Source organism: Kistimonas asteriae (genome assembly GCF_018263925.1).
GTDB lineage: Bacteria > Pseudomonadota > Gammaproteobacteria > Pseudomonadales > Endozoicomonadaceae > Kistimonas > Kistimonas asteriae.
The window spans coordinates 32,482-53,661 of record NZ_JAEVHF010000007.1 but is presented as its reverse complement, the minus strand read 5'-3'; the positions used below and the strand labels follow the sequence as shown (position 1 = coordinate 53,661).

Annotated in this window: 19 protein-coding genes; 9 read left to right on the top strand and 10 right to left on the bottom strand. The window is 53.7% G+C overall.

Annotation, left to right across the window (positions count from 1 at the left end; translation table 11 throughout):
• Positions 1-195: 195 nt before the first annotated feature.
• Entirely contained in the window at positions 196-648 is a 453-nt protein-coding gene (locus KHS78_RS09660) for a ferritin-like domain-containing protein (protein ID WP_211827756.1), read from the top strand.
• Positions 649-814: 166 nt separating this feature from the next.
• On the opposite strand, the gene KHS78_RS09655 is transcribed toward KHS78_RS09660, so the two are convergent.
• Together KHS78_RS09655 and KHS78_RS09650 are read right to left on the bottom strand one after the other, a co-directional pair.
• Positions 815-1,078 (bottom strand): hypothetical protein, encoded by a 264-nt coding sequence (locus tag KHS78_RS09655; RefSeq protein ID WP_211827754.1) that lies wholly within the window; start codon positions 1,076-1,078, stop codon positions 815-817.
• Positions 1,065-2,171: a hypothetical protein gene (locus tag KHS78_RS09650; RefSeq protein WP_211827752.1), complete on the bottom strand. Its 1,107-nt coding sequence runs from the start codon at positions 2,169-2,171 to the stop codon at positions 1,065-1,067. The genes KHS78_RS09655 and KHS78_RS09650 overlap by 14 nt, the downstream gene beginning before the upstream one ends.
• Before the next feature lie 715 nt (positions 2,172-2,886).
• On the opposite strand from KHS78_RS09650, the gene KHS78_RS09645 reads away from it, so the two are divergent.
• The 6 genes from KHS78_RS09645 to eutM all read left to right on the top strand — a co-directional run bounded on the left by KHS78_RS09645 (position 2,887) and on the right by eutM (position 8,982).
• Positions 2,887-3,165, top strand: a complete 279-nt coding sequence (locus KHS78_RS09645; RefSeq protein WP_211827750.1) for a BMC domain-containing protein — start codon at positions 2,887-2,889, stop codon at positions 3,163-3,165.
• Positions 3,166-3,188: 23 nt separating this feature from the next.
• A complete protein-coding gene (locus KHS78_RS09640; protein WP_211827749.1) occupies positions 3,189-3,473 on the top strand; it encodes a BMC domain-containing protein in 285 nt (94 codons plus the stop codon).
• An 82-nt stretch (positions 3,474-3,555) separates the two neighbouring features.
• Positions 3,556-6,117, top strand: a complete 2,562-nt coding sequence (gene cutC, locus KHS78_RS09635; protein ID WP_211827747.1) for a choline trimethylamine-lyase — start codon at positions 3,556-3,558, stop codon at positions 6,115-6,117.
• Positions 6,118-6,180: 63 nt separating this feature from the next.
• On the top strand, positions 6,181-7,128 hold the full coding sequence (gene cutD / locus KHS78_RS09630; RefSeq protein ID WP_211827745.1) for a choline TMA-lyase-activating enzyme: 948 nt from the start codon (positions 6,181-6,183) through the stop codon (positions 7,126-7,128).
• Positions 7,129-7,202: 74 nt separating this feature from the next.
• The gene (locus KHS78_RS09625; RefSeq protein WP_211827743.1) at positions 7,203-8,663 is read left to right on the top strand and encodes an acetaldehyde dehydrogenase (acetylating); all 1,461 of its coding nucleotides are present in this window, start codon (positions 7,203-7,205) and stop codon (positions 8,661-8,663) included.
• 34 nt (positions 8,664-8,697) lie between these two features.
• Positions 8,698-8,982, top strand: coding sequence for an ethanolamine utilization microcompartment protein EutM (gene eutM, locus KHS78_RS09620; RefSeq protein ID WP_211827741.1), 285 nt, complete (start codon positions 8,698-8,700; stop codon positions 8,980-8,982).
• Positions 8,983-9,096: 114 nt separating this feature from the next.
• Here eutM and KHS78_RS09615 read toward each other — a convergent pair whose 3' ends face one another.
• Positions 9,097-9,450, bottom strand: a complete 354-nt coding sequence (locus KHS78_RS09615) for a DMT family transporter (RefSeq protein ID WP_281417033.1) — start codon at positions 9,448-9,450, stop codon at positions 9,097-9,099.
• Positions 9,451-9,766: 316 nt separating this feature from the next.
• Here KHS78_RS09615 and KHS78_RS09610 point away from each other — a divergent pair, with 316 nt between their 5' ends.
• Positions 9,767-10,783: a Gfo/Idh/MocA family protein gene (locus tag KHS78_RS09610; RefSeq protein ID WP_211827740.1), complete on the top strand. Its 1,017-nt coding sequence runs from the start codon at positions 9,767-9,769 to the stop codon at positions 10,781-10,783.
• A gap of 261 nt (positions 10,784-11,044) precedes the next feature.
• Here the strand turns inward: KHS78_RS09610 and KHS78_RS09605 are convergent, their stop codons facing one another.
• From KHS78_RS09605 to KHS78_RS09575, 7 genes are all read right to left on the bottom strand, one after another.
• Positions 11,045-12,277 (bottom strand): type II secretion system F family protein, encoded by a 1,233-nt coding sequence (locus KHS78_RS09605; RefSeq protein ID WP_211827737.1) that lies wholly within the window; start codon positions 12,275-12,277, stop codon positions 11,045-11,047.
• A 132-nt stretch (positions 12,278-12,409) separates the two neighbouring features.
• The gene (locus tag KHS78_RS09600) at positions 12,410-13,225 is read right to left on the bottom strand and encodes a symmetrical bis(5'-nucleosyl)-tetraphosphatase (protein WP_211827736.1); all 816 of its coding nucleotides are present in this window, start codon (positions 13,223-13,225) and stop codon (positions 12,410-12,412) included.
• A 73-nt stretch (positions 13,226-13,298) separates the two neighbouring features.
• Positions 13,299-13,688, bottom strand: coding sequence for a Co2+/Mg2+ efflux protein ApaG (gene apaG, locus KHS78_RS09595; RefSeq protein WP_211827734.1), 390 nt, complete (start codon positions 13,686-13,688; stop codon positions 13,299-13,301).
• A gap of 24 nt (positions 13,689-13,712) precedes the next feature.
• On the bottom strand, positions 13,713-14,531 hold the full coding sequence (gene rsmA / locus KHS78_RS09590; RefSeq protein ID WP_211827732.1) for a 16S rRNA (adenine(1518)-N(6)/adenine(1519)-N(6))-dimethyltransferase RsmA: 819 nt from the start codon (positions 14,529-14,531) through the stop codon (positions 13,713-13,715).
• Between the two features lie 66 nt (positions 14,532-14,597).
• Positions 14,598-15,590: a 4-hydroxythreonine-4-phosphate dehydrogenase PdxA gene (gene pdxA / locus KHS78_RS09585; RefSeq protein WP_211827730.1), complete on the bottom strand. Its 993-nt coding sequence runs from the start codon at positions 15,588-15,590 to the stop codon at positions 14,598-14,600.
• The gene (locus KHS78_RS09580; RefSeq protein WP_211827728.1) at positions 15,587-16,891 is read right to left on the bottom strand and encodes a peptidylprolyl isomerase; all 1,305 of its coding nucleotides are present in this window, start codon (positions 16,889-16,891) and stop codon (positions 15,587-15,589) included. Before KHS78_RS09580 ends, pdxA begins: the two co-directional genes overlap by 4 nt.
• 16 nt (positions 16,892-16,907) lie before the next feature.
• Positions 16,908-19,811, bottom strand: coding sequence for an LPS-assembly protein LptD (locus KHS78_RS09575; protein ID WP_211827726.1), 2,904 nt, complete (start codon positions 19,809-19,811; stop codon positions 16,908-16,910).
• Positions 19,812-20,091: 280 nt separating this feature from the next.
• Here KHS78_RS09575 and KHS78_RS09570 point away from each other — a divergent pair, with 280 nt between their 5' ends.
• A complete protein-coding gene (locus KHS78_RS09570; protein ID WP_211827725.1) occupies positions 20,092-21,180 on the top strand; it encodes an aminoglycoside phosphotransferase family protein in 1,089 nt (362 codons plus the stop codon).

Below are 21,180 nucleotides of genomic sequence, written 5' to 3'. Positions count from 1 at the left end.
AAGATAGCTATTTAGACAGTGATTACAGTAATAGTTCAAAACAATTTTGTTAGCGATTCTGACACTAGAACGTTTTATTTCGTTTTAATTAATGAATTTCTGGCGAATCTTTATTGATCCTTAAGCCGTTGGGTATTGGGCAATGGCTATACTCCAAAGGCCTGATGAGTAAAACAGAAAAGTGAGAAGTGTAAAATGTCCACTCATAATGCTGAGATCGTAGCCAAACTGAACGATATTCTTGAACATGAACTGGCCGGCGTTGTGCGATACACCCATTACAGCTTTATGGTGTTCGGCTACAGCCGAATACCGATCGTTGGATGGTTCCGTAGCGCTGCCCAGGAAACCCTGGTGCACGCCCATGAAGCCGGGGAATTGATCACTCACTTCGGTCAACATCCCTCGATCAGTATTGGAGAATTGTTGGAAACCTCTAGGCATGATATCTACGATATCCTGACCGAATCCCTGCAGTTTGAGAAAGAAGGCGTTGCCCATTACTACGAACTGCTGGCATTGGCAGAAAAGGAAAAATCTGTGATGATCGAAGAGTATGCCCGTCGCTTAATCACGGAAGAAGAAACGCATATCGGTGATATTGATAAAATGTTGCGTAAGCCCGGTGAGATAGCCAGTGTTATCTGACGGTAGACAAATTTAGCGTTGAGAAAAGCTGAAAGGTTGAGGCAAGAAACTGAGATGGTCTCAATCTTCATTCAACAAAATGATTCTATGATTATTGTCATGTTGCTCCAATCTGACAGTTCTTTTGACATTCAGAACTGCCAGATTGGAGCAAGTGTGTTACCGCTTATTTTATGTACTGGTTGATGGTTGCCGCACCGGATTCATTGGCGCGGTAATAAACATGCAACTCGTTGTCGTCATCCAGTTCAAAATGGGTTTCTTCCAACAGCCCATTGGTTTTTGCTGTCATCAGCGCAGAGATGATGGCGTCTTTTTTGTAAGCCTTGAAGGTGCTGTATTCATCTTTCAGTGCCGTCATGACGTCTGTCTCGCAGGCTTCATCGACGGTGGTGAAATACTTCAGCAGTGCATAATTAAGCGGCTTCATAGTGGCCATCCTCTTTCTTTTTCAGCAGATCCATCGGGTTCATGGCGATCACGAAAATACCTACGACCATCAGTACGGCTGCGGCCCAGGCGACGGGAGGAATCGTCCAGCCATCCAGTCCGAAGATAACGCCGAGGAGCAGCCAGCAGCAGAACGGGCCCCAGAAGGAGAAGGTACCGTTGCAGGACATGCCCAGTGCCGCGCCACACATGCTGTTGCCCTTGTACCAGAACATGAAGGTCACGTAGGCGCTGAGACCGGCAATCATGAACCAGAGGGTGGAATCGCCGTTGAAAAACGACTGCTGTACCATGCTGAAGGTGGAAACGTCATGATTGGACATCATGCCGAACAGGGGCACCAGAATGATGAGGTTGGTTATGCCTGAGGTGACCTGGCGGATGGTGATGCCGATTTCGGAATCGATCATTGAGGTGCCGTAGCCACAGACACAACCTTCAATGCCCCAGCCGAGTGCGGCGATAAAACCGAAAAACAGGCCGACCATCAACCCTTCCGGTGCTTCGCCACCAAGACTGGTGCTCGCAATCATGCAGCTGGCAATGAAGCAGATCAGGATGCCGAGTATCATGCGGGCATTGAGTTCCTGCTTGAACAGGAAGCGACCCAGGATGGCGCCAATGGCCGGGCAGAGGGCGCTGATCGGCACGATGATGGAACCGGCTTTCTGCAGGCCGATGACATAGGCGGTGCTGGCCAGCGGGCCGCCGATGATAGCCGCTGCGGCCATGATCAGTCCCGGTCGGGTTTTGTAACAGCGTAAAAAGTCGCCAATGCGGCCTCTGGCTGTCGCGATGCCCAGGGCCCAGAGTGCACTGAAGGTGTCGGTTGTGGCGGCGCCCAGTGCGCCGAGCAGGTAGGTGATGGCAAAGGCAGAGAGTCCGGCGGTGTTGACGCCGTACCAGTCCACCCAGGTGCCGGTCGACATGCCCAGTGTCATAAAGGCCGTATACCAGCCATAGAACATGCCAGACATCAGGGCGATAATGATGCCTCGTCGTCTAAAGTCAAAATCCAGTTTGGTCTTGGCCTGAAAGGCCATCATATTGCCAGTGGCGACTGCCCCGCTCATCGATTGGGTTTCCTATCTTGGTTACTGTTCAAGCCGGTGTCATGCTCTGGTCAAACAACTCAACTGGATTTAAACGCGCAGGAACCTCTCGAGAGTGTAGAATGGCTGGCTCCCGATTGAATGAATGGACTGGATTGAGTTCTTTGAATGTGAATACACATAGTCATTATTGAATCACTGATATGTATCAGTTCTGAGCATTGTTCCTTATCCGGTATTACCTTTGATTTAATTCACCGTTGCCAGTTGATTAAACCATTGTTATTCGGGACGCATACTTGCAGATTTCATGGTGGGATAAACTGATTTAAATCATGGCTTGTGATTTATTGTTTGTTATTTGTTGATTTGTTAAAAAGTAGGCGTAATTAAAATAGAAAATAATGGTTGTTGTGCCTACTGCTATTAAGCCTTTTCTATCAGTGGTTGCGCGTTTTCTGCTTCTTGTGTGCTATATCAAGGGATTTTGTTTGATAACGACGTAAATAATCAAATTTGTCGTTTCTTTATTGATTCTTCTCAAAGGTTAAAACCGTTCAATGCGTATTATCTCGTTCTGAATTTGTTTGGTGGCGTTCACTTCTATTCGACGTTCAATTGCCCAGACTGGCAAACCGTGCGTGCACGACGTTCAAGCGGGTTCATGGCTGATGTTAACGCGTGTCATCACGTAATCCGTGAATGATGCGGCGGTTTTATTGTATCGGAGAGCCCGATGAGCAACGCATTAGGGATGATAGAAACATGGGGAGTGGTGGCCAACCTGGAAGCGACCGACGCCATGTCCAAATCGGCTGATGTTGAAATGATCGGTTACGAAAATATTGGCTCGGGCTTCGTAACCACCATGGTCCAGGGGGATGTAGGCGCCGTACAGGCGGCCGTGGATGCCGGTGTGGAAGCCGCGAAACGGGCGGAAGGGTATGTCACCTCGGCGGTGATCCCGCGTCCCCACGACTACGTCAAAAAGATCATGGTTTTGCATAAACCCTAACTCCCTGTCGTCAGGAGCTGTAAATGAGTAATGCGCTGGGGCTGATTGAGACCAAAGGCCTTGTCACCTGCGTCTATGCCACGGATGCCATGTGCAAGGCTGCCAACGTGGAATTGATCGGTTATGAAAACGTCGGTTCAGGTCTGGTGTCCGCCATGGTGAAAGGGGATGTGGGTGCTGTCAGGGCCGCCGTCGATGCCGCGATAGCGGCCGCCAAAGATGTCGGTGAAATGCAGACGGCATTGGTGATTCCCCGCCCCCACGATGACGTAGAGCGGATTGTGGCCCAATACCTTCTGGGTGAATAAAGGCTGACGATCAGATTCATTGTTATAGCCCCAGGACGGATCGACAGGCCCTGAGGCTCTCCACTTAAGGCTTGAGTTTGCGATGACCACGATGCAAAACACCAGCATATTTGACGACCAGCGCTTTGGTTCCTCGTCCCAGTCAAACCCCTCCCTGGAAGGCATCAGCGAAGAAGCGCTTCGCCAGCTGATCCGGGAAATCGTCCAGCATCTGCCGGCTGCTGGTGGCAAACAGCCGGAACCGAGTCCTGCTTCCGGTAAGCTGATGGAAGGGTTGACGCCCCGTATGCAGCGTCTGCGGGATCAATACCTGAAGGCTCGTCCGAGCGTGTCTATTTACCGTGCCTTGGCGTTTACTGAAGTCGCTAAGAATAACCCCGGTCTGCCACCGATCATGCTGCGGGCCAAGTCTTTTCGGGCTGCCTGCGAAACTGCGCCTTTGCTGATCCAGAACGATGAACTGATTGTCGGTCACCCCTGCGGCAAGCCCCGCGCCGGCGCATTCTCTCCCGATGTTGCCTGGCGCTGGGTGGAAGAAGAACTCGATACCATGAGCACCCGTCCCCAGGATCCCTTTGAAATTTCCGAAGCGGACAAGCAGGTGATCCGGGAGCAGATCGCCCCCTTCTGGAAAGGGCGCTCTGTCGATGAGATCTGTGAGGCGCTTTACCGTGAAGCGGGGATCTGGGAATTCAGCGGTGAAACCTATGTCAGTGATCTGTCTTATCACCAGATCAACGGTGGTGGGGATACCTGCCCGGGCTTTGACGTTTTGCTGTTCACCAAGGGGATGAACGGTATCAAGGCCGATGCGGAGTCCCACCTCACCAGCCTGAGCATGGAAAACCCGGACGATATCGACAAGATCTACTTCTATAAGGCAGCGATTGAAACCTGCGAAGGTGTCATGGCATACGCCCATCGTCTGGCGGAGCATGCACGGACGCTGGCAGGGCGTGAAACCGACCCGGCGCGCCGCGCCGAGCTGATGGCTATTGCCGAAGTGAACGACAGAGTCCCAGCGAATCCGCCTCAGACTTTCCACGAAGCGCTGCAGGCGGTCTGGACCGTGGAATCCCTGTTTGAGGTCGAAGAGAATCAGACCGGTCTGTCTCTCGGCCGTATGGACCAGTACTGCTACCCAATGTACGCCGCAGATATTGAATCTGGCCGCCTCTCCCGTGAGCAGGCGCTGGAACTGATGCAGGCGTTCATCATCAAATGTTCCGAGATGATGTGGATGTCCAGCGAGCTGGGCGCCAAGTACTTTGCCGGTTACCAGCCGTTTATCAACCTGACCGTCGGTGGCCAGAAGCGCACCGGTGGCGACGCCTGTAACGACCTGACCTATCTGATGATGGACGCCGTGCGTTTCATCAAGGTCTACCAGCCGTCACTGGCCTGCCGTATCCACAATCAGTCTCCGCAGGAATACATGGAGAAGATCGTTGAAGTGGTGAAAGCGGGTATGGGCTTCCCGGCCTGCCACTTTGATGACTCCCATATCAAGATGATGCTGCGCAAGGGCTTCGATTTTGAAGATGCCCGCGACTACTGCATGATGGGTTGTGTTGAACCCCAAAAGTCCGGCCGTATCTACCAGTGGACGTCTACCGGTTACACCCAGTGGCCCATTGTCTTTGAATTCATACTTAACCGTGGTCGTATGACGCTGTACAACAGCGTGCAGGGGATTGATACCGGCAGCCTGGACAGCTTCAAAACTTTCGAAGATTTCGAGCAGGCCGTTAAAGTCCAGATTGCCCATATTGTGAAATTGTCGGCGATCGGTACGGTCATCAGCCAGCGGGTACACCGTGATGTAGCACCCAAGCCGCTGATGTCCCTGTTTGTGGAAGGCTGCATGGAAAGTGGTAAGGATGTCGCCGGTGGCGGCGCCGTGATTAACCATGGCCCGGGTCTGATTTTCTCCGGTCTGGCCACGTATGCCGACTCCATGGCGGCGATCAAGAAGCTGGTCTTCGAAGACAGAAAGTACACCCTGGCACAGCTGCGTGATGCTCTGGAAGCGAACTTTGTCGGTTACGAACAGCTGCATCGCGACTGCATCAATGCGCCCAAGTACGGCAATGATGATCCTTATGCGGATGAGTTTGCCCGGGAAGTGACCGAGTGGACCGAAAAAGAATGCCGCAAGTACCAGATGCTCTATTCCACAATGAGCCACGGTACCCTGTCCATCTCAAACAACACCCCTATCGGTGAACTGACTTCTGCGACCCCCAATGGCCGACTGGCCTGGATGCCGCTGTCTGACGGTATCAGCCCGTCACAGGGGGCGGACAAGTGTGGGCCTACCGCCGTTATCAAATCCGTCAGCCAGATGAACGTGGAATCCATGAACATCGGCATGGTGCATAACTTCAAGTTCCTGAAAGGCCTGCTGGATACGCCGGAAGGCAAGAATGGCTTGATCACCCTGCTGCGTACCGCTTCCATTCTGGGCAACGGTCAGATGCAGTTCAGTTATGTGGATAACGAAGTATTGCTCAAGGCGCAGAAGGAACCGGAAAAATACCGTGACCTGATCGTCCGTGTCGCCGGATACAGCGCGTACTTTGTTGAACTGTGCAAGGAAGTTCAGGACGAAATCATCAGCCGTACTGTGATTGAAGGCTTCTGATTGGATGCCGGCAACACTTGTCGTGTTGCCGGCGTTTTCCACAGACAGGGTTGAATGACGAGCATGCATAGCAATTCATTGATTGCGACCTCGGGTGCTGAAGAGCTGAAGGGTCGGATCTTCAATATCCAGAAATACTCCATTTATGACGGCGACGGCATCCGAACGCTGGTCTTTTTCAAGGGCTGTAACCTGCGCTGTCCCTGGTGTTCCAATCCGGAAAGTATCAGCCATGCCTACCAGGTGATGTTCAATGCCGATAAATGCGTGCATTGCGGTCGCTGCGTGGAAGTCTGCCCGGTGGGTGTGCATACCCCGAAGGGCATTGATCGTTCCGTTAACTGTATCGGCTGTCACCATTGTGAGGAAAACTGCCTGGGCGGCGCCCTGAAAATCATGGGGCAGGATGTCAGTGTGCCGGAGCTGATGGCGGTGATCCTTCAGGATTACAACTTCTACATGGCATCTGGCGGTGGCGTCACCCTGAGTGGTGGCGAGTGCACCCTGCAGGCAGATTTTGCGGCCCGTCTGCTGGCGGAATGCAAGCGCAACATGATCAATACCGCCATCGAAACCAATGGGTCCACGGCGCTGGAAAATTACGAAAAACTCGCGCCGCATACCGATCTGTTTCTTTTCGATATCAAGCACATTGATACCGAGAAGCATAAGGCGATTTTCGGGATCGGCAATGAAGCGGTGAAGCGAAACCTGGAACGCCTGGTTGAACTGAACGCCAACATTGCTATCCGTATGCCGCTGATCCGCGGCTACAACGACTCCTATGACGCGATTACCGGCGCGATTGATTACGTCACGGCGCTGGCGAAAAAAGGTGGCATCCAGCGTATCGATGTTCTGCCTTATCACCAGATGGGCAAAACCAAGTACAAGATGCTGGACCTGGCGTACCCGGCCGAGCATGTCGGTGGTTACAGCAATGCAGAGCTGAACCAGCTGGACGCGTTTTTCAACCGGTTTGATTTTGATATTCGGGTTGTAAGGCATTAATTCCCCTGTGGCTGTTTGCACTATTGCTGCAAAAGCTGAAAAAAACAGGGTTTGGAAAATAATGGTGACATCCGTTGGAAGACTTCGATAAAGACCTGCTCTCAGTGCAGGATGTGCGTTGCCTGCTGGCGAAAGCCCGGGCGGCACAGAAGATTCTTGCCGGTTACAGTCAGGCCCAGGTCAACACCCTCGTCAAGGCCATGGCGGACATCGCGGAACAGCATGCCCATGAACTGGCGGACATGGCGGTGAAAGAGACGGGCTTTGGCCGGGTCAAGGACAAGGTGACCAAGAACCTGCTGGCCAGCCGGATTCTCTGGAACTCCATCAAGGACATGAAGACCGTCGGGATTATTGCCCAGGACAAGGAACAGCAGTTGATGGAAGTGGCTGTGCCGTTTGTCGTGGTGGCAGGTCTGGTGCCGTCAACCAATCCGACGTCAACGGCCATCTATAAGGCGATGATTTCCGTGAAGGCGGGCAATGCGGTGGTGATCAGCCCCCATCCTGCCGCGCTGAATGCAATTACCCGTACGGTTGAACTGCTGCGCTCAGCCCTGAAGCGTGAGGGCGCGCCGGAAGATCTGGTCAACGTTATGGCTTACCCCACTCAGGAAGGCACGGCGGAGCTGATGAAACACCGGGATACCGGCATTATCCTGGCAACCGGTGGCTCGGCGATGGTTCGGGCGGCGTACAGTTCCGGTACACCGGCACTGGGGGTTGGTCCCGGCAATGTGCCCGCATTCGTCGAGCGGACAGCGGACATCAAAAAAGCTGTGCGACATGTGATTACGGGTAAAACCTTCGATTACGGAACGATCTGCGCCTCAGAGCAGCATGTGGTCACAGAGCATGTGATAGCCGATACCGTGCGTGCCGAGATGATCGCCCAGGGTTGTTATTTCCTGAATCAGGAAGAAATCAGCAAGCTGGAAGCGCTGATCAAAAATCCCCGTGGTGGTTTGAACTCAAAAATTGTGGGTAAACCTGCAGCAGCGATTGCCCGGATGGCCGGTGTGGAAGTCCCGCCGTATACGCAGGTGCTGGTAGCAGAGCAGGCAAGGGACAACGTTGGTAAGGATTTCCCGTTCTCTTGGGAAAAACTCTCCCCGCTGCTGGGCTTCTATCGGGTACAGGATGCCCATGAAGCCTGTGAACTGTGCATGGAATTGCTCAATTATGAAGGAGCAGGGCACACGTTGGCGTTGCATACGCAGGATCACCTGCTGATTCAGGAATTTGCGCTCAAGAAACCGGTATCCCGTCTGGTGGTGAATACACCGGCAACCCACGGCGGCGTTGGGGCAACTACTGGCCTGCCACCTGCTTTTACGCTGGGTTGTGGCGGTATTGGTGGCTCATCCACGTCGGACAACGTCACGCCGTTGCATCTGTTTAACAAGCGTTATGTCGCGTTTGGCCTGATTGAGCCGGAGTCACTGGAATCCGGTTCGCAGCCGACGACATCTGTCACTGATATTGATATTGAAGCATTAACCCGCAAGGTGATCAGCCAGCTGAAAGGCTGCTAAACCTGCATAGCGTACTATTCCCTGGGAGGGAGAAATGGCGGTAAGCAACGCACTGGGTATGATTGAAACCAAAGGTCTGGTCGGCGCGATTGAGGCGGCTGATGCCATGGTTAAGGCGGCCAACGTCACGCTGGTTGGTAAGGAGCGGGCTGGCGGTGGTCTGGTAACTGTGATGGTGCGGGGGGATGTCGGTGCGGTTAAAGCAGCGACGGATGCTGGCGCTGCAGCGGCACAGCGTGTCGGAGAACTGGTGTCTGTGCACGTGATCCCGCGTCCCCATGACGAAGTGGAAGTTATTCTGCCTGCGCAGGCAAAATAAGTCGCTTCTGACGCTATCGAAACAGCGTAAAAAAACGGGTTCAGAGCATGATTCTGAACCCGCTTTTTTATAGTAATCCAAACAGTATTTTGCCAGTGAATAGCGGTTTGCCTGTCAGTGTGACACTGATCCGGAAAACACGTTAATCACAATGGTACCCGCCATGATCAGGGTAATACCCACAATCGCTGGCAGATCAAGCTGCTGACCATGCCACAGCCAGCTGATTAAACCTACAAGCACAATGCCTGCGCCGCACCAGATCGCATAGGCAATACCGATAGGCACTGTCTTGACGGTGACGGATAACAGAAAGAATGCAAACGCATAGCCCGCCAGGGTGATAAGCGTGGGTACAGGCTGACTGAACTGTTGTGTTTTCGGTAGCATGGACGTCGCAACTACTTCGCAGGCGATGGCGATAGGTAATGCAACCATTGGCGGCAGCGCAGTAAGAAACTGCAACATCTTACGTCCCCATTCAGGTGTTCAAGGCGGCGTAGTCTAAGATGGAATGGCCAAATGACCAATGGCAATTTGACGTAATTATCCTGTTGCAGGTTTGCTTCAGGGGTCCAACAGAAAATGTTGGCATTTCTGCCGGTGAGTGCTCTCTATTAGATGAAACAGAGGTGCATAGTCGGTGGTAAGTTTGCCCTCTTTTTGAGAGATCAGATCCATTTGATCTGATCTAATAAAGTATGCAACAGGTAGCACTTGAAAAAGGGCAGCTTAATCGAGTGGCTCTTATTCAATAAAGCGACGTAATACAGGAATTTGATGTATGTCTAAATTACGTTTAGGTATTGTCGGTTCGGGGTTGATTGCTGGTGTTATTGCCGATGCCGTTAAGCAGGTTGAAGCCATTGAATTAGTGGCAGTGGCCAGTCGTCGTTCAGCATCTGCGACAGTCTTTGCTAAGGAACACGGCATTACCACTACTTATAATACCTGGCAGGACATGCTCAGCTCTGATGCTATCGATGCGGTTTATATCGCGACACCAACCGCCTGCAAGGAAGAGATTGCACTCTTTGGAGCTGAAAACAGAAAGCATCTCCTGGTGGAGAAGCCGTTTGCCAGCGTCGAATCACTGCAAAAAATAATCACGGCAGCAGGCAGCCATGGTGTTGCCTTTATGGATGCCACGCATTTCTCGCATAATCCCCGTACTCAGCAGATCCGTGATGATATGGTAGCGTCGATTGGCGAACCCCAGGCGGTTCGCAGCTCGTTCTTCTTTCCATTGATGGATAAAAGCAACATTCGCTTTAATCCGGAAAAAGAGCCAACTGGCGCAGTCGGAGATATGGGTTGGTATTCAATGCGAGCGATTACAGAATATCTGCAACCTGCTACAGCCATTGCAACCATTGCAGGTGGTATTGTGCGTGATGATGACACCGGGGCTGTGATTCGTGGTTCCGGTGTTGTGGTCTTTGAGGATGGTAAGTCATCAACGTTTGATTTTGGCTATAGCATTGGAGTGTGCGTGATGGACCTTGATATCCTCGGTCATGAGGGCATGGTCAGCCTGTCAGACTTTGTGTTGGACTGGAAAAACAGTTTTGCATTCGATGAGAAAGATCATATCAATGGCTATATCAAGCGCTGCGGAATGGTAACACCGAAAGATTTTGAGTTTGTGATAGCCGATTCTGAAGAGCCGCAAGAAGTCAGCATGATGCGTCACTTTGCCGCTGTTACAGCCGATCCCTCGTTGGAAAAAAATCAGCAGGCTGTTGCATTAACCCTAAAAACTCAAGACCTTCTGGATAGTTACAGGAGTGCAGTAAAATAAGCTTGGTAGTTAGGGGTATCTTAATTATTAGTGCTAAAGGTTGATGTTAATTGGCAATATATGCTGTATCTGCGATATTGGTGAGCAGATTATATTTCCAATTATTTAGGAGTGTAGGGGGTGGTATTAAAACTACTGATAGATACCCTGATCTGAGGCAGTATTTATGGACATCTCCCAAAGAGATGAAATCACGCTACGAGGTGCTCAATGACTTCTTATTAGGGTCAACAACTCTATTATTTCCATACAATAAGCTGATTAGACCACGGAACCCAGCTGGAATATCGGCAGGTACATCGCAACGATCAGGCCGCCTACGAGTACACCCAGTACTGCCATAATTAACGGTTCCATCAAGCTGGTCAGACCGTCGACCATGTTATCGACTTCTTCTTCATAGTAGTTGGCGACTTTGGAGAGCATCTCATCCAGTGCGCCTGACTCTTCACCGATCGCGACCATCTGGATGGCCATGTTAGGGAAGATACCCGCGTTGCGCATGGCGAACTGAAGCTGCTGACCGGTTGAAACATCTTCTTTGATGGTCTCTGTCGCCTGGCGATAGACGACATTACCTGCCGCGCCAGCCACGGAGTCCAGTGCTTCTACCAGGGGGACACCGGCTGAGAAGGTGGTTGCCAGGGTTCGCGAGAAACGTGCAACGGCGGATTTATCGAGGATGGCGCCGACAACCGGCAACCGCAGGACGAGTCGGTCCCGTTTGTCTCTGGCGGCTTCTGAGGTTTTCAGTATCTGTTTCACTGAAAAGCCAAACGCCACAAGCGCACCAATGACGATGTACCACCATTCCTGTAGTGCTTCGGACAAGTTGATGACCATCTGAGTGAAGGCGGGCAGCTCAGCACCGAAGCCGGCAAAGACTTCTTCAAACTGCGGAACCACCTTGATCAGCAGGATGCCGGTGACCAGGAACGCCACAGCGACAACCGCGATGGGGTAGTTCATGGCTTTCTTGATCTTGGACTTGAGGGCTTCACTCTTTTCTTTGTAGGTCGCAATCCGGTCCAGTAAGGTTTCCAGCGCGCCGGACTGTTCACCGGAGGCAATCAGGCTGCAATAGAGATCATCAAAGTATTCGGGGTGTTTGCCCAGGGAGTCAGCCATGTTACTGCCGCCGGCCACATCATTCTTGATCGACATGATCAGGTTTTTCATTGCCGGCTTGTCGATGCCTTCGGCCGTGATATCAAAGGCGTTAAGCAGTGGTACACCGGCCTTGACCATGGTGGCCAGCTGCCGGGTGAAGAAGGCAATGTCCAGCGGCTTGATCTTGCCACCGCCGCCACCGCCGAGGTTGACCGCCTGCTTCCGGACTTTGGTGGGATTAACACCCTGCTTGCGAAGCTCGGCCTTGGCAAGGGCAACGGTGGTGCTGCTCACCTCACCCTTGATCTTGCGGCCGTTCTTATCCTTACCTTCCCAGACAAAAGTGCTGGTTTTGGGAGTTTTGGGAGCGCCCTTCTTTGCCATGTCCGAGTAGCCGGTTTAGTGATTATGGTTATTCTGACCAGAAGTCGTTGTCGATTGTATCCAAACCACACCAGTTTAACAGCATTGTGTGCATGGAATGCCAACGGGTGCTCGTCTGATCAGCTTATTTCATTATCGGCACTCACAGTCGACACTGAAACGCCGGTAATCTGTCAGTCGCATCAATGTCAGCCGATTACCCCAGACGCAGCCGGTATCCAGTGCATGAATACGCTTCATGCCGGTCTCACCTTCCAGTGCCGCCCAGTGGCCAAACACGATATTCAGCTTGCCCGGTAGGTGGGATGGGTGCTCGAACCAGGGCGCGAAGCCGTTCACCGGGGAGCTGAGGCCGGATTTCGTTTCCAGGTCCAGGGTGCCGTCTGCCTGGCAGAAGCGCATGCGGGTGAAATAGTTGGCGATCATACGCAGGCGGTCCCACCCTTTGAGTTTGTCTGACCAGTGGCTGGGGCTGTTACCGTACATGTTTTCCAGATACTCGCCGCACTTTTTACTCTGCAGGACTTTTTCGAGCTCCCTGGCTCGCTCACGGGTCTGGTCAAGATCCCAGATCGGCGGGATGCCAGCATGGACCATCAGGGTCTTGAGGGATTTGTCGTAGTGTACCAGGGGGCGGTGCCTGAGCCAGTCAAGCAGTTTATCCCGGTCTTTCGCAGCGAGTATGTCATCAATGGTATCGGAGTGCTTGGCGCCCCGCACGCCATGGGCCACCGCCAGCAGGTGAAGGTCATGATTGCCCAGTACCGCAATGCAATGTTTTTTCAGGGATTTGAGATAACGCAGGGTTTCCAGGGACTCCGGGCCACGGTTGACCAGGTCTCCGGCGGCCCAGAGGGTATCGTGATCCGGGTCAAAGCCGGCTTTGTCCAGCAGGTGGCGGAGGTCCGAGTAACAACCCTGGATATCGCCAACGACGTAGTCTGTCATATCGGTGTTCTTTAACCAGCGGGAGGCTCTGCGGGACTATCGGCTGGCAGGCTTCCTGCTTGATGACCGGTGTTCAGTGCAGAGCGCCGGGGACTGAGAGTGTGAAAACAGGAATAGACGCCTCAAATTCATGGTCGTCGTCCGCCAGCATATGGTAGCTGCCGTGCATGGTGCCAACCGGTGTTTCCAGCATGCAGCCGCTGCTGTAGGCGTATTTCTGACCTGGCGCCAGGTGAGGTTGCTGTCCGACCACCCCTTCGCCAGCCACTTCCTGAACCTGCTGGTTACCATCGGTAATGTACCAGTGGCGAGTTAGCAGGCGGGCGGCCACAGAACCCGTATTCTCCAGGGTAATATGGTAGGCGAACACATAGCGGCCGTTATCCGGCTCGGACTGGTCCTTGACGTAGTCGGTGGTGACACTGACACGGATCTGGTACTGCTGTGTGTTGCTTCCGGGCATGCAATATTCTTCTGCTTGTTGAGTTTATGGCCGTTGCTGAACTAGATAATCGGTAATTCTGACAAAGGACTCAAGAGACAAATGCTCAGGCCGGATGGAGGGATCAACATCCAGTGCTGTCAACTCATCGGCACTGATACGTTTTTTCAGGCTGTTGCGCAGGGTCTTGCGGCGCATGGCAAAGGCATCTTTGACGATACTTTCCAACAGAGATACGTCCTTACAGGGGTGGGGAAGTTCGTCCCAGGGTGTCAGCCGGACAATCGCGGAATCCACCTTCGGCGCGGGGCGGAATGCGCCGGAACCTACCTGAAACAGGTATTCGGCACGGCAATAATACTGAACCATCACACTCAGGCGACCATAGTGATTGTCACCATGCGTTGCACAGAGCCGCTCAACCACTTCCTTTTGCAGCATGAAATGCATGTCCTTGACGGTACCGGCAAAGGAGAGCAGGTGGAAAATCAGCGGCGTAGAGATATTGTAGGGCAGGTTACCCACAATGCGCAGCGGACGATCGTCTTGTTTGAGGGATTGAAAATCAAAGGTCAGCGCGTCAGCTTCATGCACCCTGAATTGGCGGGTGAGGCCAAAATGGAGCTTCAACCAGGGAATCAGGTCGCGATCCAGCTCAATGACATCCAGCTCACCGGCGCCGTCCAGCAATTGACCGGTCAGTGCGCCCTGCCCCGGGCCAATCTCGACAACATGGTCTCCCGGCTTCGGATATACAGAGGCAATGATGCGGTTGATTACCCCGTGATCATGCAGGAAGTTCTGGCCAAAGCGCTTGCGTGCCTTGTGCTGCTGCTGAAAAACGGGTGGTGTGGAATGGTTCATGAACAGCCTGTATCAAATCCTGGAGGGCAAGGCGGCGCATCATACCGCACTCGCCCTGATCGCGCACTACGCACTCTGGATCATAGACAACGCATAGCGGATTGCTGTATTCAGGCTGCCGCAATTGGCCAGCCCCGTACCGGCTAAATCAAGCGCAGTACCGTGGTCGACGGATGTGCGGATAATCGGCAGCCCCAGGGTGACATTCACCGCTTCGCTGAAACCTTTGTATTTCAATACCGGCAGACCCTGGTCATGGTACATGGCCAGCACCGCGTCGGCTTTTTCAAGGCGTCCCGGGTTGAACAGGGTGTCAGCAGGCAGTGGCCCGCTCAGGTTCATGCCCTGATCCCGCATGCGGGTCAGTACCGGTTCGATGATCTCAATTTCTTCACGCCCAAGATGGCCATCTTCGCCGGCATGGGGGTTCAGGCCCGCCACCAGAATATGGGGGGATGGAACGCCAAACTTCTGTTGCAGGTCGTTATGGAGGATGGTGATGACCTCCTCAAGCAACGGCTCGGTAATGGCTTCAGGAACCTTTGCCAATGGTAGATGGGTGGTGGCCAGAGCGACCCGCAGTCCATCCGTTGCCAGCATCATCACGACGCGGGGCGTCTGGGTCAGTTCAGCCAGCAGTTCAGTGTGGCCGCTGAAAGGGATGCCGGATTCGTTGATCACACCTTTGTGAACCGGTGCAGTTACCATGGCGTCAAACAGGCCGGACAGGCAACCGTTGACTGCCAAGGTCAGGGTGTCCAGTACATAAGCGCTATTGTTGCTGTCCAGTTGTCCGGCAGTACACGCTGCAGCCAATGTGACGGGCATGACCTGTATTTCGCCCGGCTGGGACAGCCTGCGTGGAGCGTCTGGCTCAAATGGCGTGATTTTTACATCAACTTTCAGCAGGTGTGCACGCTGTTCCAGCAATGCGGGATCAGCGATCACGACCAATTGTGCATCCCGTGGCTGACTGGCCTGCAAGATGCACAGATCTGGGCCAATGCCCGCCGGTTCCCCGGCGGTAATGGCAAGGCGGGGGAGGGTTGGCTCTGTCACAGCTTGATTTCGACGTAAGCCTGATCACGCAGCTCACGCAGCCAGACCTGCAACTCCTCTTCGTATTTGCGGTTTCTCAGCATTTCCTGGATGCGGGCCCGCTGGACGCGGCTGCTGACATCTTCCTTGCGCTTGTCGAGCACTTCGAGGATGTGCCAGCCAAAGCGGCTGCGGAACGGGATGGAAACGGTATTCTGGGGCACGTTCATCATCTGGTCGCGGAAGGCTGGCACCATGTCATTGGGGCTGACCCAGTTCAGGTCACCGCCGTTCAGGGCCGTACCGGTATCATCGGAATAGGCACGGGCCAGCTCACCGAAATCGGCACCAGACTGAAGGCGCTTGTACAGGTTCTTGGCCATTTCCTGGGCTTCGAAATCACTGCGTACTTCGTTCGGACGAATCAGGATATGACGGACGTGGAGCTGTTCCTGTAGCAGTTTTTCATCGCCCCGCTTGTCGAGCAGCTTCACGATATGGAAACCGCTGGGGCTGCGAATTGGCGCCGAAATACCGCCTTTCTGCAGATTCTTGACCGCTGCGCTGAACTGGGAGGGCAGCTGGTCCGCCTTACGCCAGCCAAGGTCGCCACCTTCCAGGGCTTTCTGCCCCTGAGACTGGGCGACTGCCACCTGGGAAAAATCAGCGCCTTTCTTCAGCTGTTCAATAATCCCGTCAGCTTTGCGATTGGCTGCCTGAATTTCGCTGGGGCTGGCACCTTCCGGCAATGCCACCAGAATATGGCCAAGACGGTATTCAACGGCCAGTTGCTGTTTGCCTTCCTCGGAATTCAGGTAGTTGTCGATATCACGGTCGGTCACCTGGATACGCTCCAGCACCTGGCGCTGACGCACCCGGTTGATCAGCATTTCCCGGCGAATCTCGTTACGGGCTTCCCGGTAGCTGAGGCCATCGGCTTCCAGCGCCTTCTGGAACTGCTCGATGGTCATGCCGTTGCGCTCGGCAATGGAGCGGATGGCGTCATTCAACGCCCAGTCATCGACACGGATACCAGTCCGGCCTGCGATCTGGAGTTGCAGGTTTTCAATCACCAGCCGCTCCAGGATTTGCTGCTTCAGCACATGTTCCGGCGGCAGCGCGGTATTGCGCTCCTGCAGCTGGCGTTTGACCGCTTTTAGACGGGTTTCAAGATCGCTTTCCATGATGACATCGTTGTCCACCACAGCAACGATGCGGTCAAGCGGGACAACTTTGGCCATGGCCGGAGCACCGGCAATGGCCATGACGGTCATCACCGCCGGGAGCAGTACACCTAACAGTCGGTTCTTCATTACTTTCATTGATAAATTCTTCAACTTATTCCTCTGGACGGTAACCGTCGATATCCTGCAGGAAGCTCTCGACCTTGGTGCCGGTCAGGCTGCCAAGCCCCTTGAGAACGAACTGCACGAAGACACCATGCTTGGAGCTGGCCGTATCAATGTCCTCATAAGGATCAATCCAGTTGCGGTACAGGACCTGAACCTTGTAGCAGCAACTCTCGCGCTCAACACCGAACGAGCGCTCCATGCTGCGGGAGTTGGTGATATCGTACGTCCAGCGTCCAACGGTATTCCAGTTGGTGGTCAGTGGCATCAGGAAGGACGCATCGACTTCTTCCAGGTTGCCGCTGGTTGTCTTGGCCACAGCGCCGGGGGTTCCTGGCGGAACAACGGCTCCCGTAGTCGGGTCAATCCAGATATTGTTACCATCATCATTTTTAACCGTACGATCAACCTGGTCACGGTAGCGATAACGGAAATTTAAGGCGTGGTTTTGTTTGGGTAGATAGTGGAGACCCAGTGCATATTCATCGATATGCCCACGGTTGGTGTTGAACATCCAGTCCTGACGCAGGTTTAGATCACGACGAATATTCCACACCAGCTGGGTAGCCAATGGTGATGTCGATGCTTCGTTATCTTCTATGAGACGACGCTGGGCTTCTGACTGGTTGTAGTCAGGGTTTTCCTCAACATTCAGCGTGGGGTCGAGATACGCTTTCCGCTTCTGGAAATAGAATATCTGTCCGATACCAAAACGGAAGCGTTCGTAACCATCGTCCTCAAGAAAACGGCTTGTCACGCCCAATGCGAGCTGGTTGGTATCGCCAATACGGTCATAACCACTGAAGCGACTGTTACGCCAGAGGCTGTCGTAACTGAAAGACATCTCCGACGTGTCGAAACTGGGGTTCAGGCTCTGTTGGCTACGGTATGGGACATACAGATATTTTGCCCGTGGCTCCAGCGTCTGGACAAACTTCATGTCACCAAAGGCCGCATCCCGCTCGAAGAACAAGCCGCTGTCCAGTGCATAGAAAGGTGCGGTCGTTGATGGGCTATCAATATCGTTTTTGCTCAGGCTCTGGTCACCCATCTGATCGCGAACCTCCTGAAGGTCCAAACGATTCAGGTCATAACCGACATGAGAAAATCCGACACTTGGCTCAACGAACCCGTAAGTACGATCAAGGCGATATTTCACGCCCGACTGCAGGTATAACCGTTGTCCAACGGCATTATTGATACCATAGCCTTCGCCGTAAACAGGGCGTTCGATATCGTACTCTTTGTCAAAATCAGTATCTTTGACTTTGCGCTTGTAGTTCCAGTCCTTGTCCCGATCAAACTCGGTGTAATCTACCAGGTAATTGAATCCGAATCCCGCGCCCATGTCCCAGTCGCCCAGCAGGGTCAGTTGAGGCTCTCGGTTGTAGGGATCGTCCGAGTCAATGGACATGTTTTTCAGCTTTTCAAAATTGGCTGTCAACCGCCACTGGTGCGCACTGTCGCCACCACCATAATAGGTAGAGGTAATCTGCTGGTTGAGCGGGCTCTGGCTGCCAAGCTTCAGGCCGGTGCCAAAATCGCTGAGGATGTCCTTGTCGCTGGCATTGGCAAAGTCAATCTTGTAATCCCAGTTGGTGCTCAACTGCTGTTCATGGCGCCAGTTGAGCAGCCAGCGGTCTTCGTCGTAATTACGGTTTTCGTCCTTCAGCTGATCCTTGGACAGGAAGGCGCCACCGATCTCACCCTTGGCATCTTCCGTCAGGTAACGGAATTCATTTTCCAGCATCAGCCCCCGCTTGCTCATGTAACGCGGTGTGATGGTGGCATCGTAGTTGGGGGCGATATTCCAGTACCAGGGCTGGGTGTAGTCAAACCCGATATCGCTGTCGCCAAAGCCAATGGTGGGATAGAGCAGGCCGGTCTGGCGGCGGTCATCAATCGGGAAGTAGATGTATGGGGTATAGAACACCGGCACATCCTGCACACGCACGGTCGCGTGCTTCGCCGTACCAAAACCCGTCAATGGGTTAAGTTCTACCTCTTGCCCTTTCAGTTCCCAGACACAACCTTCTGGTGGACAGGTGGTATAACTGGCGTCATCCATATTGATGACACCATTCTCTCGGCGGACAATCTTGCTGGCCTGGCCGCGAATACGCTCTTGGTGGAACACGTACTGGGCGTCAGTAATTTCGGCGCGACCGCTGGTCATATTGACGGTGGCGTCATCGCCGGTCATCAACAGGTTGGGTTCGCGGATAACGACGTTACCTTCAAAATCCGCAATATTCTCGTTACGGTTCAGCTTGGCGACATCACTTTCAATCTGGCGGTAGCCCTGGTTGATAACCACGTTGCCTTTCAGTGTGCCGAAACCTTCTTCCTGGTAGGTGCTGGCATCGGCGGCGGCGAGTATCGGTGCATCGGCCGGGTCTCCGATGTAATCCATACCGGGGCGTTCTGGCTCCAGGTAGCCGCCTTCACACAGCAGTGCGTTGCGATCAGACTGCCGGTCGATCGGCAGCGCCGTCAGGGAGACCCAGTCCAGTGTCTTCATGACCGCAGGCGGTTCATTAGTAACCGCCGTGACGGTTGCGGCCGTTGTTGCAATACCCGTTGCCACCGCTGCTTCAGGCAGTTTTTCAACGGCGGTCACCGTTTCGGTTTCGACGGTGACGGAAGTGGCCAGACGATTCTGGCGCGACGGTGTGATCGGCATCCGCGGCGCGGGTTTCAGCGGCCCGATATCGCGGGTGCCCTGATCACACAGCCAGCCGCCGTCGCTGCTGGTACTGCAATTCCATTGAGTATTGACCGGCAAGCCGTCCGGCTGGGCGGCGTACAGGGGAATGATGGGTTGGCCAGCCAGAAGTCCGGTGGTGATGACCAGTGGTAGCCTGTTTTTTAACGTAAAAAGTGTATTTGCCATTGGGTAATCAGTCCGGCCATCCTGTCGGCGTTGACATGCCTGTACTCTGAAAGGCCTGCATGATAAAGCATTCCGGTAGCCGAGGACCAGCTTTCATAAGGGATAGCCGTCAGGTGGTGTAGGATTAATGGAAGAAGCACCGAGCGGTGATATAAGCTAGCCACATTTGGACCGAAATGCCACAGTACGCTGACAGCGTTCTTGCGATGGGCAATACGTCTTTTTCAGGCTGGTGCTGTAGTAGTGACCACCTCTTTTTTGTTTTTCCAGGCGTTGCCTGATGACTGACCGACAGGATGCGATGATGCCCCGTCAGACCGATAACCGTCTTCTGGAACTGAGCCGCTGGTGTGCGGATGAGCTGAACCAGGTGGCCGGTCATCCCATTCAGGAAAACCTGGAAGCCGTCTCCGGCGATGCCAGTTATCGGCGTTACTTCCGGGCGCATAGTGATGAACCGGCCCAGTTGTCGGATGCAAAAACCTGGATCGCTGTCGATGCGCCGCCCGAGCATGAGGATTGTCGTCCTTTTGTGGCTATCGCTAACAGCTGGCAGCGCCAGGGCCTGCGTACGCCGGGTGTGCTTTCTGTCGATTATGGGCGTGGCTACATGCTGCTGGAGGACTTCGGCAATGACGTGCTTCAGTTCTCGCTGGATGACAAGACGGTCAGTCATTTTTACGACAGGGCGCTGGCGGATCTTCGCCTGCTACAGCAGACCCGGATTCCAGATGAATATCCCCTGCCGGCATATGATTCAGCCATGCTGCGTCGGGAAATGGAACTCTTTCCAGAATGGTGCCTCAAACAGTTATTGGGAATGACAATTGGGCCGGCGGAGCAAGCGTTGCTGGATGCCTTATCGGAGCACCTGATCGCTTCTGCACTGGAACAGCCCCAGGTACCGGTTCACCGGGACTACCACTCCCGCAACCTGATGGTATTGCCTGAAGGGTTGGGAATCATTGATTTCCAGGGTGCTGTGCTGGGGCCTGCCACCTATGATCTGGCATCGTTGCTGCGTGACTGTTACATTGACTGGCCGCAAACGCAGGTCTACCGCTGGCTGGAGGATTTCCGGGCACATTCAGAGGTGTTATCAGGGCATGATGCCGCCACAGTGAGGCGCTGGTTTGACTGGACTGGCGCCCAGCGGCATATCAAGGTGCTGGGGATTTTCGCCCGGCTCTGGCTACGCGATGGCAAGCCCGATTATCTGCAGGATATGCCCCGGGTCTTTGCCTATCTGCTATGGGGCTGTGACCACTACCCGGCACTTTCCGGGCAGGCAGATTGGCTGCGCAGCGAGGTGCAACCACGGCTGGCACAGCAGGCATGGTGGCAGGACTACCGGTTAACCGATGAGTAA

What these genes read in the sequence shown, in the direction of transcription:
- KHS78_RS09660 (WP_211827756.1), top strand. Translation starts at nt 196, where the DNA reads ATGTCCACTCATAATGCTGAGATCGTAGCCAAACTGAACGATATTCTT.
- KHS78_RS09655 (WP_211827754.1), bottom strand. Translation starts at nt 1,078, where the DNA reads ATGAAGCCGCTTAATTATGCACTGCTGAAGTATTTCACCACCGTCGAT.
- KHS78_RS09650 (WP_211827752.1), bottom strand. Translation starts at nt 2,171, where the DNA reads ATGAGCGGGGCAGTCGCCACTGGCAATATGATGGCCTTTCAGGCCAAG.
- KHS78_RS09645 (WP_211827750.1), top strand. Translation starts at nt 2,887, where the DNA reads ATGAGCAACGCATTAGGGATGATAGAAACATGGGGAGTGGTGGCCAAC.
- KHS78_RS09640 (WP_211827749.1), top strand. Translation starts at nt 3,189, where the DNA reads ATGAGTAATGCGCTGGGGCTGATTGAGACCAAAGGCCTTGTCACCTGC.
- cutC (WP_211827747.1), top strand. Translation starts at nt 3,556, where the DNA reads ATGACCACGATGCAAAACACCAGCATATTTGACGACCAGCGCTTTGGT.
- cutD (WP_211827745.1), top strand. Translation starts at nt 6,181, where the DNA reads ATGCATAGCAATTCATTGATTGCGACCTCGGGTGCTGAAGAGCTGAAG.
- eutM (WP_211827741.1), top strand. Translation starts at nt 8,698, where the DNA reads ATGGCGGTAAGCAACGCACTGGGTATGATTGAAACCAAAGGTCTGGTC.
- KHS78_RS09615 (WP_281417033.1), bottom strand. Translation starts at nt 9,450, where the DNA reads ATGTTGCAGTTTCTTACTGCGCTGCCGCCAATGGTTGCATTACCTATC.
- KHS78_RS09610 (WP_211827740.1), top strand. Translation starts at nt 9,767, where the DNA reads ATGTCTAAATTACGTTTAGGTATTGTCGGTTCGGGGTTGATTGCTGGT.
- KHS78_RS09605 (WP_211827737.1), bottom strand. Translation starts at nt 12,277, where the DNA reads ATGGCAAAGAAGGGCGCTCCCAAAACTCCCAAAACCAGCACTTTTGTC.
- KHS78_RS09600 (WP_211827736.1), bottom strand. Translation starts at nt 13,225, where the DNA reads ATGACAGACTACGTCGTTGGCGATATCCAGGGTTGTTACTCGGACCTC.
- apaG (WP_211827734.1), bottom strand. Translation starts at nt 13,688, where the DNA reads ATGCCCGGAAGCAACACACAGCAGTACCAGATCCGTGTCAGTGTCACC.
- rsmA (WP_211827732.1), bottom strand. Translation starts at nt 14,531, where the DNA reads ATGAACCATTCCACACCACCCGTTTTTCAGCAGCAGCACAAGGCACGC.
- KHS78_RS09580 (WP_211827728.1), bottom strand. Translation starts at nt 16,891, where the DNA reads ATGAAAGTAATGAAGAACCGACTGTTAGGTGTACTGCTCCCGGCGGTG.
- KHS78_RS09575 (WP_211827726.1), bottom strand. Translation starts at nt 19,811, where the DNA reads ATGGCAAATACACTTTTTACGTTAAAAAACAGGCTACCACTGGTCATC.
- KHS78_RS09570 (WP_211827725.1), top strand. Translation starts at nt 20,092, where the DNA reads ATGACTGACCGACAGGATGCGATGATGCCCCGTCAGACCGATAACCGT.